Origin of the sequence: Novosphingobium ovatum (genome assembly GCF_009909235.1) — a bacterium.
In the GTDB taxonomy this organism is placed as follows: domain Bacteria; phylum Pseudomonadota; class Alphaproteobacteria; order Sphingomonadales; family Sphingomonadaceae; genus Novosphingobium; species Novosphingobium ovatum.
Genome location: NZ_JAAAPO010000002.1, coordinates 1 through 14,118, shown reverse-complemented (window position 1 = coordinate 14,118; position 14,118 = coordinate 1). Strand labels below are relative to the sequence as shown.

Genomic DNA, 14,118 nt, shown 5'->3' with positions numbered 1-14,118 from the left:
AATTCCGGTATTTTTCCAAACTCGCCGGTGGCAGATCGGATAACGGACGCCGAACAGCCGCTGACTTGCTTTCCCGATATGGGACGGCGATTGCCAAATGGTTAAGGCTTTCTTGATGCCTGTGGACAAGTTGGTGGAGAACTTGCCAATCCCCCGCCCGGACACAAAAAAGGGCCAGCGCGCCAGCGCCAGCCCTCCTTTGCATCGCAAAGCCCAGCCTTAGCTGAACATCGCCATGCCGCCGTTCACATGCAGCGTCTGGCCGGTGACATAGCCGGCTTCCTTTGACGCCAGATAGGCAACGGCAGCGCCGATGTCCTCGCCCTCGCCCATGCGGCCCATCGGGATGCGGCTGTTGAGCGCGTCCTTCTGCGCATCGGGCAGCACGTCGGTCATGGCGGTGCGGATAAAGCCGGGCGCAACGCAATTGACCGTCACGTTGCGGCTGGCCAGTTCCTGCGCCAAAGACTTGGACGCGCCCACCAGACCGGCCTTGGCGGCGGCATAGTTCACCTGCCCCGGATTGCCGGTCGCGCCCACCACGGATGTGATGTTGATGATGCGGCCAAAACGGGCCTTCATCATCGGCTTGGTCGCGGCGCGCATCAGGCGGAACGCGCCTTCCAGATTGATGCGGATGACGGCCTCGAACTCTTCGTCCTTCATGCGCATCATCAGATTGTCGCGGGTGATGCCGGCGTTGTTGACCAGAATGTCCAGCTTACCCAGCTTTTCAATGGCCGCGGGGATCAGCGCCTCGACGCTGGCCGCGTCCGACAGATCGGCGACGACACAGACGTGGTCACCGCCCAGTTCCGCCGCAAAGGCCTCCAGCTTGGCCGCATTGCTGCCCGAGAGCGCCAGCCGCGCGCCCTGCGCCGCCAAAGCCCGCGCCACCGACGACCCGATGCCACCGCTCGCGCCCGTTACCAGCGCGGTCATACCTTCCAGTGAAAACATCGCTCAGATCTCCTTCAACAGCGCTTCGATGTCGGCCATCGACACAACGCTGGTTACCTTGACGTCCTTGACGGTGCGGCCGATCATCGGGCCCAGCACCTTGCCGCCCAGTTCGACGAATTCGGCAACGCCGGCCGCCTGCATGGCGATCACGCTTTCGCGCCAGCGGACGCGGCCGCACACCTGTTCGACCAGTTGCGCCCGCACCAGTTCGGGATCGGTCACCACGGCGGCGGTGACATTGGCAAACAGCGCCACCGACAGCGCGCCCGGCGCCGTCTGGGCCAAGGCTGCGGCCATGGCGTCAGCAGCCGGCTGCATCAGCGGGCAATGGAACGGGGCCGACACCGGCAGCGCCACGCCGCGCTTGATCCCGTGTTCCTTGACCAGCGCGATGGCGCGGTCAATCGCGCCCTTGTGGCCCGACAGCACGACCTGACCGGGGTCATTGTCATTGGCAACGGTGCAGACCTCGCCCTGCGCGGCGGCGTCGGCCAGCGCGGTGGCCTTGTCGATGTCGGCGCCCAGCAGGGCGGCCATCGCGCCCACGCCCACCGGCACGGCGGCCTGCATCGATTGCCCGCGCAGTTTCAGCAAGCGCGCCGTATCAGCCAACGAAAACGCTCCCGCCGCGCACAGCGCCGTATATTCGCCCAGCGAATGGCCCGCGACAAAATCGGCCTTGTCAGCCAGGCTGATGCCGCCTTCCTTTTCCAGCACGCGCAGCGTGGCGATGGCATTGGCCATGATCGCGGGCTGGGCGTTCTCGGTCAGGGTCAGGGCGTCCTCGGGCCCTTCCGCCATGATGGCGAACAGGTTCTGGCCCAGCGCATCGTCCACTTCCTGAAACACCTCGCGGGCGATGGGGCTGGCCTGCGCCAGTTCCACACCCATGCCCACCTTTTGGCTGCCCTGCCCCGGAAAAACGAAAGCCCGCATAAATCGATTACCCCATCCAATGGCTTTGGCGGGTCGGACTATTGCGGTTATCCGCGCGTGGCAAGACCAAAGGGCACGATCTTGTTGTCCGCATCATGGCCGATGTCGGCCGCACCCAGAAAGGGGATGGCGTGGCGCGCGCACCAATCGCGGGCGATGGCCGTGACATCGCTGCCAAAGGGGCGGTCGTTTTCCGGCACATCGGACACGCGCCCCAGCCGCAGCCCCGCAATGGGCTCAGGCAGGCTGGCCAGATGCGCGGTCGCATGGAACATCAACCGGTCGATGGCGTACAGATGCTCGCTCACCTCCTCGACCATCACCACATGGCCGGCCAGCCCCGGCATCATGGGCGTGCCGCACAGCATCGCCAGCGTGCACAGGTTGAACGCCACCACCGGATGGCTTTCCCCCGCCAGCGAAGGCTCCAGCCCGTCCCCTGCCCCCGTCAGCCAGCCCAGCGCGCGCGCCAGCGCCGCCTCGCCCGCGGCGCGGCGGCCATCGGCCACCATCGGCCCATGCGCCACCCGGCCAATCCGCGCGCCATACAGCGCCCCCAGCAGATAGCCCATGTCCGAATAGCCCAGATAGGCCTTGGCCCCGGCCAGCGCGTTCATGCCCGCCACCGCCCGCGCGGCGATGCGGTTGCTGCCATAGCCCCCGCGCGCAAACCACACCGCGTCAAACCCCGGATCATTGGCGCAATCCAGCAAAGCCGCCAGCCGGACATCGTCGCTTCCGGCGAAATGTCCTTCGCTGACAAAGCATTGCGGATGCAGGTGCAGGTCCACGTCAAAGCCGGCGGCAATCGCGCGCAACCGCGCCTCGTCCTGTGGCAGGATGGGGGTGGCCGGCGCGCAAATGGCGATGCGAATGGTCATGGGTGGAGGCATAGCCGCTTGCACGACGCCGCGCCACATCCTAACCCCATAGCCATGACCGATACTTCGCTGACCTCGCACCCCTGGTTCTTTTGCGGCATTGGCGGCTCTGGCATGTTGCCGCTGGCGCTGATCCTGCGGGGCATGGGGGCGCAGGTGGCCGGTTCCGACCGCAGCCGGGACCAAGGCCGCACGCCCGAAAAATTCGCATGGCTCGAAGGGCTTGGCTTTACCCTGCACCCGCAGGACGGCAGCGGCATCACCAGCGCGGCCCAGACACTGGTGGCCAGCGCCGCGGTCGAGGACACCGTGCCAGAGGTGGTGCGCGCGACCGAACTGGGCTGTGCCCGCATGAGCCGCGCCGAGCTGCTTTCGCGCCTGTTCAACGCCGCGCCCCAGTCGATCGCCATCGGCGGCACCAGCGGCAAAAGCACGGTCACGGGCATGATCGGCTGGATCATGGACCGCGTGGGCAAGCGCCCGACCATCATGAACGGCGCGGTGATGAAGAATTACGCCACCCCCGACGCCCCCTTTGCCAGCGCCAAGGTGGGCGCGGGCGGGCTGTTTGTCTCCGAGGTGGACGAGAGCGATGGTTCCATCGCGCTGTATCAGCCGGGCGTGGCGGTGTTGAACAACGTCAGTCTGGACCACAAGAGTCTGGAGGAACTGCGCGCGTTGTTTGGCGATTTCCTGCGCCGGGCCGATGTGGGCGTGGTCAATCTGGATGATGCCGAAGCCGCCGCGCTGGCCCCGCGCGCGCTGGAGCTGGTGACATTTGGCATCACCGCGAAAAAGGCGATGATCGGCATCGTCCCCAAAAGCATCGTTGAAACCCCCACCAGCATCGCGGCCACGCTGATCGACCGGCGGCACGGCGCCACCCATGCGCTGCATCTGAATCAGCCGGGGCGGCACAATCTGTCAAACGCGCTGGCAGCCGTGGCGGCGGCCGAGGCGGCGGGCGTCTCGCTGGGCGATGCGGTGGCGGCGCTGGACAGCTTTGCCGGATTGGCGCGGCGGTTTGACATTGTCGGCACCAGCGCGGGCGGGATCACCGTGATCGACGATTTCGGCCACAATCCGGACAAGGTGGCCGCCACGCTCAAAACGCTGAAAAGCCACGAGGGCCGCGTCATCGCCTTTTTCCAGCCGCACGGATATGGTCCGCTGCGCCAGATGGGGGCCGAACTGGCCCAGACCTTTGCCAAATTGCTGGGGCCAGAGGATGTGGTGATGCTGTGCGATCCGGTCTATTTCGGTGGCACGGTCGACCGGTCAGAGGGCAGCGAGCGGATCATCAACCTGATCGCTGCCAAGCGCAAGGGCCCGCAGACCCATTACATCCCCGCCCGCGCCGATTGCGCCGCCGCCATCGCCGCCATGGCCCAGCCGGGCGACCGCATCGCGGTGATGGGCGCGCGGGACGACACGCTCTCGCTGTTCGCGCGCGATCTGCTGGCGGCGCTGGCCTAGAGCGTTTTCCGTTCAAGCTGACGCGAACGGAAAAGCGACGCTCAATCGCCGCGCGGGCTGGTCGCGTTTTTCGATCCTGAATGATCGGAAAACGCTCTAACACAAAGAACGGGCGCGGATGGCCAAAGCCGCCCGCGCCCGTCCCGGCACACCCTGCCACGCGCCGCTATCAGGCGCGCAATTCCTGGTACTCTCGCCTCACTGGACGCGAACTTGTACCAACGTCTGGTTCACCAGCTGGTAGGCGATTTCGCCGAAGGTGACCGGACCGGCAACCCCTCCGATGGTCTTGCCTTCCAGATCGCCGTACAGGAAGTTGAGGATGCAATTGCACGACCAGGCCGCGCCTTCCTGCGACACGCCGTCCAGACGGTCGCGGAAAGCGGCGGCAAAATCGGCCACCGGCGCGGCAAAGGCATAGTCCACCCCCGGAAACACCGGGGCATACAGATGGACCGTCTCGCCATCGACCCGCTTGATCGAGGCATTGACATACGCGCCCGAGTAATCGCCCACCAGTGGCAGGCGGCCATCGGCCATGCCGCGCGCGTTGACGTAATCGGCAAAAGGCACCCGCGCGCCGTTGACGATGGCGTGGGTAATGGCAAAGCCTTCGGTATCGAAACGAATGGTGTCGACGCCATCGGGCGCAAACAGGTTGACGATCTCGACACTGGCCATCTGGTCGGCGGGCAGTTCGATATGGGCGACGACGGCGCGGTCGGCATGGCGCGTGGCGGTGCGGCCGTCATAGACATAGGCCTTGCCGCCCGCCTGCCCCAGATCAAACCCGGCGATCCACCCCACCGTCGGGCGCAAAAACGCCAGCGGATAGGTGGCCGCATCATGGGCAAAGCGCTGATGGCATTCCGACTGAAAGGGAATGATCGTCAGCGAAAAGCCGTTTTCGGGGGCTTCCTGCGTGATCTGCTCCAGATGATCGACGTCATAGGCGGCAAAGCGCACCGCGCCCAGGCCCGAGAAATCGCGCACCCACACCTGATCTTCGCCGATGATCCGCCCGCCCGCCTCGGTCATGAAGTAGGGGGTGGTGCCGCCGACCCAATTGCCCGCAGGCAGTTGGTCCAGCGCCTCGGCCCGGCCCGCGATGCCCAGCGGCGCGCCCGCCGCGATCAATGCGGCAGCATCGGCAATCTGCATCAGCGCGCTTAGCCGCGCGCCGTCACAGGCCTGCAAGTTGACTGATTTCATTGGTCAGGCCCCTTTCCCATTTCACGAAGAAGGCATAGATCTCATCGGCCTTCTGCGCGGCCGAAAGCTTGCTCATCTCCAGCCGCTGGCCCAACATCTGTGCGCCAAGATTGCTTGTCTTCAATTGCTTAAGTCCGCCAGTGGCCAGCCTTTGCCAGCATGTGGCGGTACGGGGTGGTAACGACATTGTCTGCCTCGCGTGCTTTGGCGGGCCCCCTTGAGGTCCGCGTCGCGAAGCGCACAGGCCGCAAGACTTTCCTGTTGGTCCCAAGGCTGTCATACGCCTGTTGCCGTACCAAAGCTTTGCGGCCGACCCCGGCATTTTCCCGGAAGACAGGCGCATCAGAACGGCAGGATCTGGCCGCAGTAAAGGGGTGGGAACGGGCCGGGCGAAAAGATTTTTTTACGCCGCCAAAATCCTGCCAAAGGCTTAAAACCGCCGCGCGCCAACCGTTCATTCAGGTACTCGCCGATGACCAGCGGAGACGAAGCATGTTCCTGAATTCCTTCAACGATTCGGTTGTCTATGTACCCCGCGCCGAACGTGTCAGCTTTGACATGATGGTCCGCTACCGGTTTGAAGGTCTGCGTGCCACGGTGCTGCTCAAGAACCTCACCTGCGGCGGCGCCCGCGTCGAGGGGATCGACGGTCTGCGGGTGGGCGACATGGTGACGCTGAACCTGCCCTCGCTCAAGCCCAAGGAGGCCACCGTGGTGTGGACGATGGGCCACGCCGCCGGGCTGGAGTTCGAGCGCCCGCTGCACCCCGACATCTTTGAAGAGCTGGTGCTGCATCACGGCCGCCGCCGCGAACGCACCGACACCGACCGCCTGCTGCATGTCGATGGCCGCGTCAACAATGACCCGGTGGAATACGGCCGCCGCCACTAATGCCTGATACGCCGGGCGATCAGCCCCGGCGGAACCACCCCGGCACGGTGTGCAGGGCAAAGGCCACCGCCACACCAACCGCCAGACCGGCAATGCCGGCCACCACCGCCCCCGTCAGCCAGCCGACAAACCCCGCCAGCGCCGGTACCAGCGCGGCGGCGGCATCCGACAGGTGATGCGCAAAACCATAGGGCGCGTGCCAGCCCAGCACATCCGCGCCATGCAGCAGGATGCCGCCGCCCACCCACAGCATTGCCGCCGTGCCGACACCGGCCAGCACCGTCAGCACTTTGGGTGTCCCCAGCACCAGCCCGCGGCCAAACGCGCGCATCACTGCGCTGCGCCCCTTGGCCAGATGCAGGCCGATATCATCCGCCTTTACAATCAGCGCCACCGCGCCATAGACCAGCACCGTGATCGCCACCGCGACAATCGCCAGCACCACCGCGCGTTCCACCAGCGGGCGCGCCGCGACATCGGCCAGCGCGATCGCCATGATCTCGGCCGAGAGGATCAGATCGGTGCGCACCGCACCCGACACGCGCTCGGCCTCAAAGGCGGCCAGATCAGTGATCGGATCGTCCAGCGTGTCGCCATGCTGTTCCCCGCCCAGCTTTTCCATGATCTTTTCCGCGCCTTCATAGCACAGGAACAGACCGCCCAGCATCAACAGCGGCGTGATCGCCCACGGCAGAAACGCCGAAAGCGCCAGCGCCAGCGGCAACAGAATCACCAGCTTGTTGAACAGGCTGCCGCGCGCGATGCGGGCTATCACCGGCAATTCGCGGTCGGGGGTAAAGGCGTTGACATAGGCGGGCGTCACCGCCGCATCATCGATCACCACGCCGGCCGCCTTGGTCCCGGCGGTGGCCACGCCGCTGCCGATGTCGTCCAGCGAGGCCGCCGCCATCCGGGCGATCACCGCCACGTCATCAAATAGTGCCACCAGACCCGAAGACATCGCCACCCCTTTGCATTGCACCGCAACGCGCCCGATGTGGGCCAAGCCGCGCCGCCGATCAAGCGCCAAGCCACCCCGCCGCCCCCGGTTTTATGCGCCTTTTATCCGATCAGGCAGACATTTGCCGGGCGCAGCGGGCAACAGGGCACTGTGCCCCCTCGCCAAAGGGGGAAACGCGGGCTATTGGCGGGCCATGTCTGCATCCGATCTTAATCAGGGCCTGCGCGTCGCGCTGTTCAGCGGCAACTACAACATGGTCACCGATGGCGCCAACAAGGCGCTCAACCGACTGGTCGGCTATTTGCTGCGTCAGGGTGTCAAGGTGCGCGTCTATTCGCCGACCATTGAAAACCCCGCCTTTGAACCGGCGGGCGATCTGGTCAGCCTGCCCAGTTTTGCCATTCCCGGGCGTCAGGAATACCGCGTGGCGACCGGCCTGCCCGCGCGCGTCCGGCGCGATCTGGAGGCTTTCGCGCCCAATATCGTGCATATCTCCTCGCCCGATCCGGGGGCGCATCGTGCGGTCACCTGGGCGCGGCAACACGGCATTCCGGTGCTGGGCAGCGTCCACACCCGGTTTGACACCTATCCGCGCTATTACAACATGGCCTGGGCCGAACCTTTGCTGACGGCGATCCTGCGCCGCCTGTACCGCCGCTGTGACGCGCTGGTCGCCCCATCGGAAAGCTTTGCGCAGGTGCTGCGTGATCAGCGGATGAATTATGACATCTCGCTTTGGTCGCGCGGGGTGGACCGCACGATCTTTGACGCCAGCCACCGCGACATGGGCTGGCGGCGCGATCTGGGCATTGCCGATGACGAGGTGGTGATCGGCCTGTTCAGCCGGCTGGTCATGGAAAAGGGGCTGGACGTATTCGCCGACACGATCGACGAACTGGTCGCCAGTGGCGTGCCGCACCGGGTGCTGATCGTGGGCGATGGCCCGGCCCGCCACTGGTTCGAGGCGCGCCTGCCGCAGGCGGTGTTTGCCGGGCATCAGGCGGGGCAGGATCTGGGCCGGGCGGTGGCCAGCATGGATGTGCTGTTCTTCCCCTCGATCACCGAAACCTTTGGCAATGTCACGCTGGAGGCGATGGCCAGTTCGCTGCCCGCCGTCTGTGCCGAGGCCACCGGCAGCGAAAGTCTGGTCGAGGATGGCGTGACCGGGCGGCTGATCCGCCCCGGCGCGATCCACGCCTTTGCCAAGGCGCTGCAGGCCTATGTCGAAAATCCCGAGATGCGCGTTGCCCATGGCGCGGCGGGCGAAATGCGGGCGCGCGATTTTTCGTGGGACCGGATCAACCAGTCGGTGGCCGATACCTATCTGCGGCTGATCCGGCAAAAGGGCGCGCGGCGCTAACCCACCGCCGATCAGCGCAACAGACCCGCCCAGAACAGGCGCCGGGCCAGCCCCATCTGTGCCAGCGCCATGGCCAGCACCAGCGCGACAGACAGCGCGCTGGTCTGCAGCGCATGCGCGGGCGTCGCGTCAAAGCGCCACAGCCCATGCACCAGATAGCCGACAAAGCCGAGCGCAAAGGCCAGCGCGGCGACACGGCGGCGCAGCGCCATCAGCATCGATCCGCCCACCCCCATCAGCGCCCCCAATCCCCAGCCCAGCAACGCCCAAGTCGGGCAGGCGGTCAGAAACGCGCCCTGCGGCGTATCGGTGGCGTTCAGTTGCGCGTCCCGGCAATGCGCCAGAAATTCGGCTGCGGCATACAGGTTCCACAACAGAAAAAGCGCAGTCATCGCATAGAATTGACGCAGACGCCGCGCCGAGGGAATCACCCCCTCATCATCGGACGATCGCGCACCGACCTCTTGCCCGCCTTGCTCGCGCACCTCTGACCCTCGTGACATCTTATCTTCAACATCGCCTTCTAAGCATTTACGCGGGGGGATGCAAACGCCCAGCAAGCCCGGTACAAGGGGGCGATGGCAGACCTTTTCGCCCATGACGACCCGCCGCCCACGGCCCCCGCCCAACCCGATCCGCGCAGGCTGGGATCAATGCCGCTGGCCGAAAGACTGCGCCCGGCCAGTCTGGACCAGATCATCGGGCAGGAACACCTGACCGGCCCCGAGGGCGCGATCGGCCGGATGGTGGCCGCTGGGCGATTGTCCAGCATGATCCTGTGGGGCCCGCCCGGCACCGGCAAAACCAGCATCGCCCGCCTGCTGGCCGCCAGCGTGGGGATGCGTTTCACCAGCATTTCAGCGGTCTTTTCGGGCGTCGCCGATCTGAAAAAGGCCTTTGCCGAGGCCGAGGGCGCGCTGAGCCTGCACGGCCGCCCCACCCTGTTGTTTGTGGACGAAATCCACCGCTTCAACCGGGCACAGCAGGACGGTTTCCTGCCCTTTGTGGAAAAGGGCACGGTGACTCTGGTGGGCGCCACGACCGAAAACCCGTCCTTCGCGCTGAACGCGGCACTGCTCTCGCGCGCGCAGGTGCTGATCCTGCACCGCCTGTCGGCAGACGCACTGGGCCAGTTGCTGACCCGCGCCGAGGACGCCGAGGGCCTGCCCCTGCCCCTGACCAAGGACGCGCGCGAGGCGCTGATCGCCTCTGCCGATGGCGACGGGCGGTTCCTGCTGGGCCAGATCGAAACGCTGTACACCGCGCAAATCCCCGCCGTTCTGGGCCCGGCCGAATTGGGCGCGTTCCTGCAACGGCGCGTGGCCGTCTATGACAAGGACCGCGATGGCCATTACAACCTGATCAGCGCGCTGCACAAATCGCTGCGCGGATCGGACCCACAGGCCGCGCTGTATTATCTGGCGCGGATGCTGACGGCGGGCGAGGAACCGCTGTATGTCCTGCGCCGTCTGGTGCGTTTTGCCAGCGAAGACATTGGCTTGGCCGATCCGCAGGCGCTGATCCAATGCCTGGCGGCCAAGGACGCCTATGACTTTCTGGGCAGCCCGGAAGGCGAATTGGCGATCGTGCAGGCGTGCCTCTATTGCGCCACGGCGCCCAAATCAAACGCGGCCTATATGGCAATGAAGGAAAGTTTTTCCAGCGCGCGCGAGACCGGATCGCTGATGCCGCCCGCCAACATCCTGAACGCCCCGACCAAGCTGATGAAAGACATCGGCTATGGCAAGAATTACGCCTATGACCATGACACGCAGGATGGCTTTTCCGGTGCGGATTACTGGCCAGAGGGCATGCGACCACAGAATTTTTACCGCCCCGTCGAACGCGGTTTCGAACGCGAGGTGTTGCGCCGTCTGGAATGGTGGGACAAGAAACGTCAAGAACGTCGCGACGGTTGAAGGGGGCTGGACGGCGGGGCCCGCTTGCCGCTATGGGCGGCAAAGAGGACGCCACACCAGCGCCCCATGCCGGCTTAGCTCAGTTGGTAGAGCACCTGATTTGTAATCAGGGGGCCACGGGTTCGAATCCTGTAGCCGGCACCATTTTCGCCGCAACCGTACACGTGACGGCCACAGCGGCCGCTACCTGCGCAACATTTGCGACACCGCCTGCACGAACACCTCGAACCTGATCGGCTTGTGCAACAGGGCGACCCCTTCCCTGCTGGCTTCTATCAGGCGGTCAGGGTGGGTGTCGCCGGTCACCATCAACGCCGGCAGGTCCGCGCCCCGCATCGCGCGCAATCGGCGCAACGCCTCAAGGCCCGTTTCATGGTCCCGCAGCCGGAAATCGCACACCAGCAAATCGGGGGGCGCCAGCCGGGCACACGCCTCCATCTGGGCGATCGTATTGGCGATATCCACCACATAGCCATCCTGCCGCAACAGGCCCGCCATGGCGCGGCAGATATCATCATCATCGTCCAGGATCAGGATGCGGCGCGGCCGCGCAGGCACCGCCAGGGGCGGCAATGCGGCCACCGCAGCCAAAGTCTGTGGCGCGTCGTGTGGCGCCGCTCCGGGCAGGCTGAGGCGAAACACACTGCCCCGCCCCGGCCGCGAGGCCAGCGTGATCCGCCCGCCGATCAGATCGGCCAACCGCCGCGAGATCGACAGCCCCAACCCCAGCCCCTTGTTGCGGTCACGCTCGGGGTTGCCCAACTGATAGAACTCTTCGAAAATGTCGTCCCAGCGTTCGGGCGGGATGCCGATTCCGGTGTCCCACACCTCGATCACCAATTGGTCGCCGCGCCGCCGACTGCCCACCAGCACGCCCCCCTGCCGGGTATAGCGCAAGGCATTGGTCACCAGATTGCTCAGGATGATGCGCAAGAGATTGGCATCGGTGGCGATGACCGCCGGGCATTCACTGGCGCGATAGACCAGTCCAGCCGCGTCAGCCTCGATCGCCAGCGTGTCTTCCAGATCGTTGAACACATCCTGCACCCGGCACGGCGCGATATGGGGACGGATGACGCCCGCCTCGGCGCGGGAAAAGTCCAGCAACGTGTCCAGCATGCCGCTGGAGGCCGTCAGCGCCGATTGGGCATCGGTCAGCATCGCCTGCTGATCCTGGGTCAACTTGCTGCGCCGCAACAGCGCCAGAAACAGCCCCAGCGCATGGATCGGCTGTCGCAGGTCATGGCTGGCCGCCGCCAGAAAACGTGACTTGGCATTGTTGGCGTCCACCGCGCTTTGGTGGGCGATGGCGGTGCGCGCCACTTCCTGACGCAGATCATCGGCCAGCTGCGCATTGACAAAGCCCAGCTCGATCATCTGTCGGTGCCAGCGGTCACACGCCCGCGCATTCAGCCAGATCGCCCCACAATAGAACAGGATCTCGATCGGCGCATAGCGCAGGAAGGGGCTGGAATCAGGCGGCAATTTCAGCGACAGGAAGGTCACCACGCCCATCATCGCATAGACCCCGACATAGGCGCTGAACACCCCCAGATGCGGCGCATAGGTGGTGACCGATGCCCCCAGCAATCCGCCCAGCACCAGCAGGCTGAGCGTGAAATGCGTCAGGGTGCCATAATGGGCGGTGATCCAGATCAGGCTGGCCCAGCCCAGCGCGTGCACCGATTGCCCGGCGATCAGCCGCGTCAGATAGCGTCGCGGGTGGCGCTGCAGCGCCGCATCGTCGATCGGCTGCCGCATAGCGACAATTTCGGCGCATTTGAGCGCCGTCTGGCTGAACAGCCACAGCCAGATCGCCAGCCCGATATCGCGCAGCGCCCAAGCCATGAAGCAGGACAACAGCAACGTCGAGAACGACGCCCCCGAGAGCATGTCATGGATCAGCCGCAACTGGGCGATCAACATGCGGCGGGCATAATCGGGCGTGTCGACCGGGGCGCTGCTCATCGGGCGGGGCCGATCAGGCCGGGATCGCGGGTCAAACCTGCAACAACCCGGCTTTTTGCGCGACATGCACCGCCTCGCCCCGGCGCGTGACCTGCAATGCCTTGAACAGGGCCTGCACATGGCCGCGCACGGTGAATTCAGAGATATCCAGCGCGCGTCCGACCGCCTTGTTCGACAGGCCCTGCGCCATCAACCGCAGGATTTCCAATTGGCGGCGCGTCAATTGCCCGCCATCGGCCTGTTCACCGGCATCAGGCAACAGGTAACGGATCACCTGCAACAGGCGCTCGGGCGGTTCGGATTTGACGACATAGCCCTCCATCCCGCATTGCGATGCCTGCTGCATTCGGGTTGGATCACCATCAGAGGTTACCGCCATCAAGCGGCAATCGGGCCAGCGCATGCGGATGGTGGGCATCGCGCCCAAGGCATCGCCATCGGGCAAATGCAGATCCATGATAATTAACAATGGTGTGAATTCGTTAATCTGCAGCAGCGCGCTAATCGAATCTACCGTAAAAATCCGCATGTTCGGCATATCACTTTGGATGATATGCGAAATGCCTGATCTAAATAGATGATGGTCATCAACAATAACAATAGCCATTGACTACCCTTAGAGGGAAACAACCCCCATTTTTCAATCGGCAAATTAGCGAGCGGAAAAAGAGACTTACCCCCCAAAAACCGCACTACTCGATCGACCGTGCCCGATAACCGCTTTGCATCATTACGAAAATGATTCGCAATATGGCCGCATTGAATATCCTTATTGCGGTCAATTTTGACCGGCGTTTGACCGCCAACCGGTCCCTCTGTCGGATTGAATGGTTAACAGGATCTGGCAATCCACATAGGTCTATATTCGATGCATGCCGCCTGATCAGCACCGCTGGTCGCGTTTGCGCGCGCGTCGAGTCCGGGCGCGCGTCAAATTTCTGACCGTGGGGTTTAGGGGCATGAAATTGAAATTTAAGCATTTGATCTTGACGAGCACGGCGATCAGCTTCTCGGTGCTGGTCCCGACTGCACAGGCGCAAGTCACCGTGGGCGGCGATGCCGTCCAGACCACCACCGGGCCCAGCACGGCCGGTGATCCGCTGAACATGGGCGGCGGCAACATCACCAATGTCGGTACCGTGTCGGCCGGCACGGTTTCGTCGAACACCGTCACGACCGGCCGCGTCAACACCTTTGACATCTCGGCCACCAACAACGTCTACACCAACGGCGTGGTGGCCGCCTCCGTCAACACCGTATCGCTGTCGGCAAGCACGGTGTCCAGCACGACCGTCAACGCTGGCTCGGTCTCGGTCACGAACGCGGTGACGGCTGCTTCGGTCTCGGCCGGCACGGTTTCGTCGAACACCGTCACGACCGGCTTCGTCAACACCTTTGACGTCACCGCCAGCAACAACGTCTATACCAACGGCGTGGTGGCCGCCTCCGTCAACACCGTATCGCTGTCGGCAAGCACGGTGTCCAGCACGACCGTCAACGCTGGCTCGGTCTCGGTCACGAACGCGGTGACGGCTGCTTCGGTCTCGGCCG

The 14,118-nt window shown here is 64.7% G+C and carries 13 protein-coding genes and 1 tRNA gene; 6 read left to right on the top strand and 8 right to left on the bottom strand.

The genetic code is table 11. The annotated features are described in order from the left end of the window. Positions 1–219: 219 nt before the first annotated feature. From fabG to GTZ99_RS04290, 3 genes are read right to left on the bottom strand one after another with little or no spacing between them, the layout of a single operon-like run. Positions 220–960 (bottom strand): 3-oxoacyl-[acyl-carrier-protein] reductase, encoded by a 741-nt coding sequence (fabG, locus tag GTZ99_RS04300; RefSeq protein ID WP_161717082.1) that lies wholly within the window; start codon positions 958–960, stop codon positions 220–222. A 3-nt stretch (positions 961–963) separates the two neighbouring features. Next, on the bottom strand, positions 964–1,899 hold the full coding sequence (gene fabD, locus GTZ99_RS04295) for an ACP S-malonyltransferase (RefSeq protein WP_161717081.1): 936 nt from the start codon (positions 1,897–1,899) through the stop codon (positions 964–966). A gap of 47 nt (positions 1,900–1,946) precedes the next feature. Next, entirely contained in the window at positions 1,947–2,780 is an 834-nt protein-coding gene (locus GTZ99_RS04290; protein WP_161717080.1) for an LD-carboxypeptidase, read from the bottom strand. A 54-nt stretch (positions 2,781–2,834) separates the two neighbouring features. Between GTZ99_RS04290 and GTZ99_RS04285 the strand changes: the two genes are divergently transcribed. Further along, a complete protein-coding gene (locus GTZ99_RS04285) occupies positions 2,835–4,256 on the top strand; it encodes a glutamate ligase domain-containing protein (RefSeq protein WP_161717079.1) in 1,422 nt (473 codons plus the stop codon). A gap of 198 nt (positions 4,257–4,454) precedes the next feature. Here the strand turns inward: GTZ99_RS04285 and GTZ99_RS04280 are convergent, their stop codons facing one another. Further along, positions 4,455–5,468 carry a DUF6976 family protein gene (locus GTZ99_RS04280; protein WP_161717078.1) on the bottom strand — a complete coding sequence of 338 codons (1,014 nt, stop codon included), beginning with the start codon at positions 5,466–5,468 and terminating at the stop codon, positions 4,455–4,457. A 492-nt stretch (positions 5,469–5,960) separates the two neighbouring features. On the opposite strand from GTZ99_RS04280, the gene GTZ99_RS04270 reads away from it, so the two are divergent. Next, complete coding sequence (locus tag GTZ99_RS04270) at positions 5,961–6,359, top strand: PilZ domain-containing protein (protein ID WP_161717076.1); 399 nt, start codon at positions 5,961–5,963, stop codon at positions 6,357–6,359. A 19-nt stretch (positions 6,360–6,378) separates the two neighbouring features. Here GTZ99_RS04270 and GTZ99_RS04265 read toward each other — a convergent pair whose 3' ends face one another. After that, complete coding sequence (locus GTZ99_RS04265; RefSeq protein WP_161717075.1) at positions 6,379–7,320, bottom strand: DUF808 domain-containing protein; 942 nt, start codon at positions 7,318–7,320, stop codon at positions 6,379–6,381. A gap of 193 nt (positions 7,321–7,513) precedes the next feature. On the opposite strand from GTZ99_RS04265, the gene GTZ99_RS04260 reads away from it, so the two are divergent. Further along, on the top strand, positions 7,514–8,680 hold the full coding sequence (locus tag GTZ99_RS04260; RefSeq protein ID WP_161717074.1) for a glycosyltransferase family 4 protein: 1,167 nt from the start codon (positions 7,514–7,516) through the stop codon (positions 8,678–8,680). An 11-nt stretch (positions 8,681–8,691) separates the two neighbouring features. Here the strand turns inward: GTZ99_RS04260 and GTZ99_RS04255 are convergent, their stop codons facing one another. Continuing rightward, positions 8,692–9,072, bottom strand: coding sequence for a hypothetical protein (locus GTZ99_RS04255; protein ID WP_161717073.1), 381 nt, complete (start codon positions 9,070–9,072; stop codon positions 8,692–8,694). A 186-nt stretch (positions 9,073–9,258) separates the two neighbouring features. On the opposite strand from GTZ99_RS04255, the gene GTZ99_RS04250 reads away from it, so the two are divergent. Next, a complete protein-coding gene (locus GTZ99_RS04250) occupies positions 9,259–10,599 on the top strand; it encodes a replication-associated recombination protein A (RefSeq protein ID WP_161717072.1) in 1,341 nt (446 codons plus the stop codon). 68 nt (positions 10,600–10,667) lie between these two features. Next, positions 10,668–10,743 (top strand) — tRNA-Thr (locus GTZ99_RS04245). 39 nt (positions 10,744–10,782) lie between these two features. Here the strand turns inward: GTZ99_RS04245 and GTZ99_RS04240 are convergent. Continuing rightward, positions 10,783–12,567 (bottom strand): hybrid sensor histidine kinase/response regulator, encoded by a 1,785-nt coding sequence (locus GTZ99_RS04240; protein ID WP_161717071.1) that lies wholly within the window; start codon positions 12,565–12,567, stop codon positions 10,783–10,785. Positions 12,568–12,598: 31 nt separating this feature from the next. After that, the gene (locus GTZ99_RS04235) at positions 12,599–13,174 is read right to left on the bottom strand and encodes a response regulator (RefSeq protein ID WP_161717070.1); all 576 of its coding nucleotides are present in this window, start codon (positions 13,172–13,174) and stop codon (positions 12,599–12,601) included. 352 nt (positions 13,175–13,526) lie between these two features. Between GTZ99_RS04235 and GTZ99_RS04230 the strand changes: the two genes are divergently transcribed. Beyond that, on the top strand, positions 13,527–14,118 hold a 592-nt coding region (locus tag GTZ99_RS04230), incomplete at its 3' end, for a hypothetical protein (protein ID WP_201742376.1).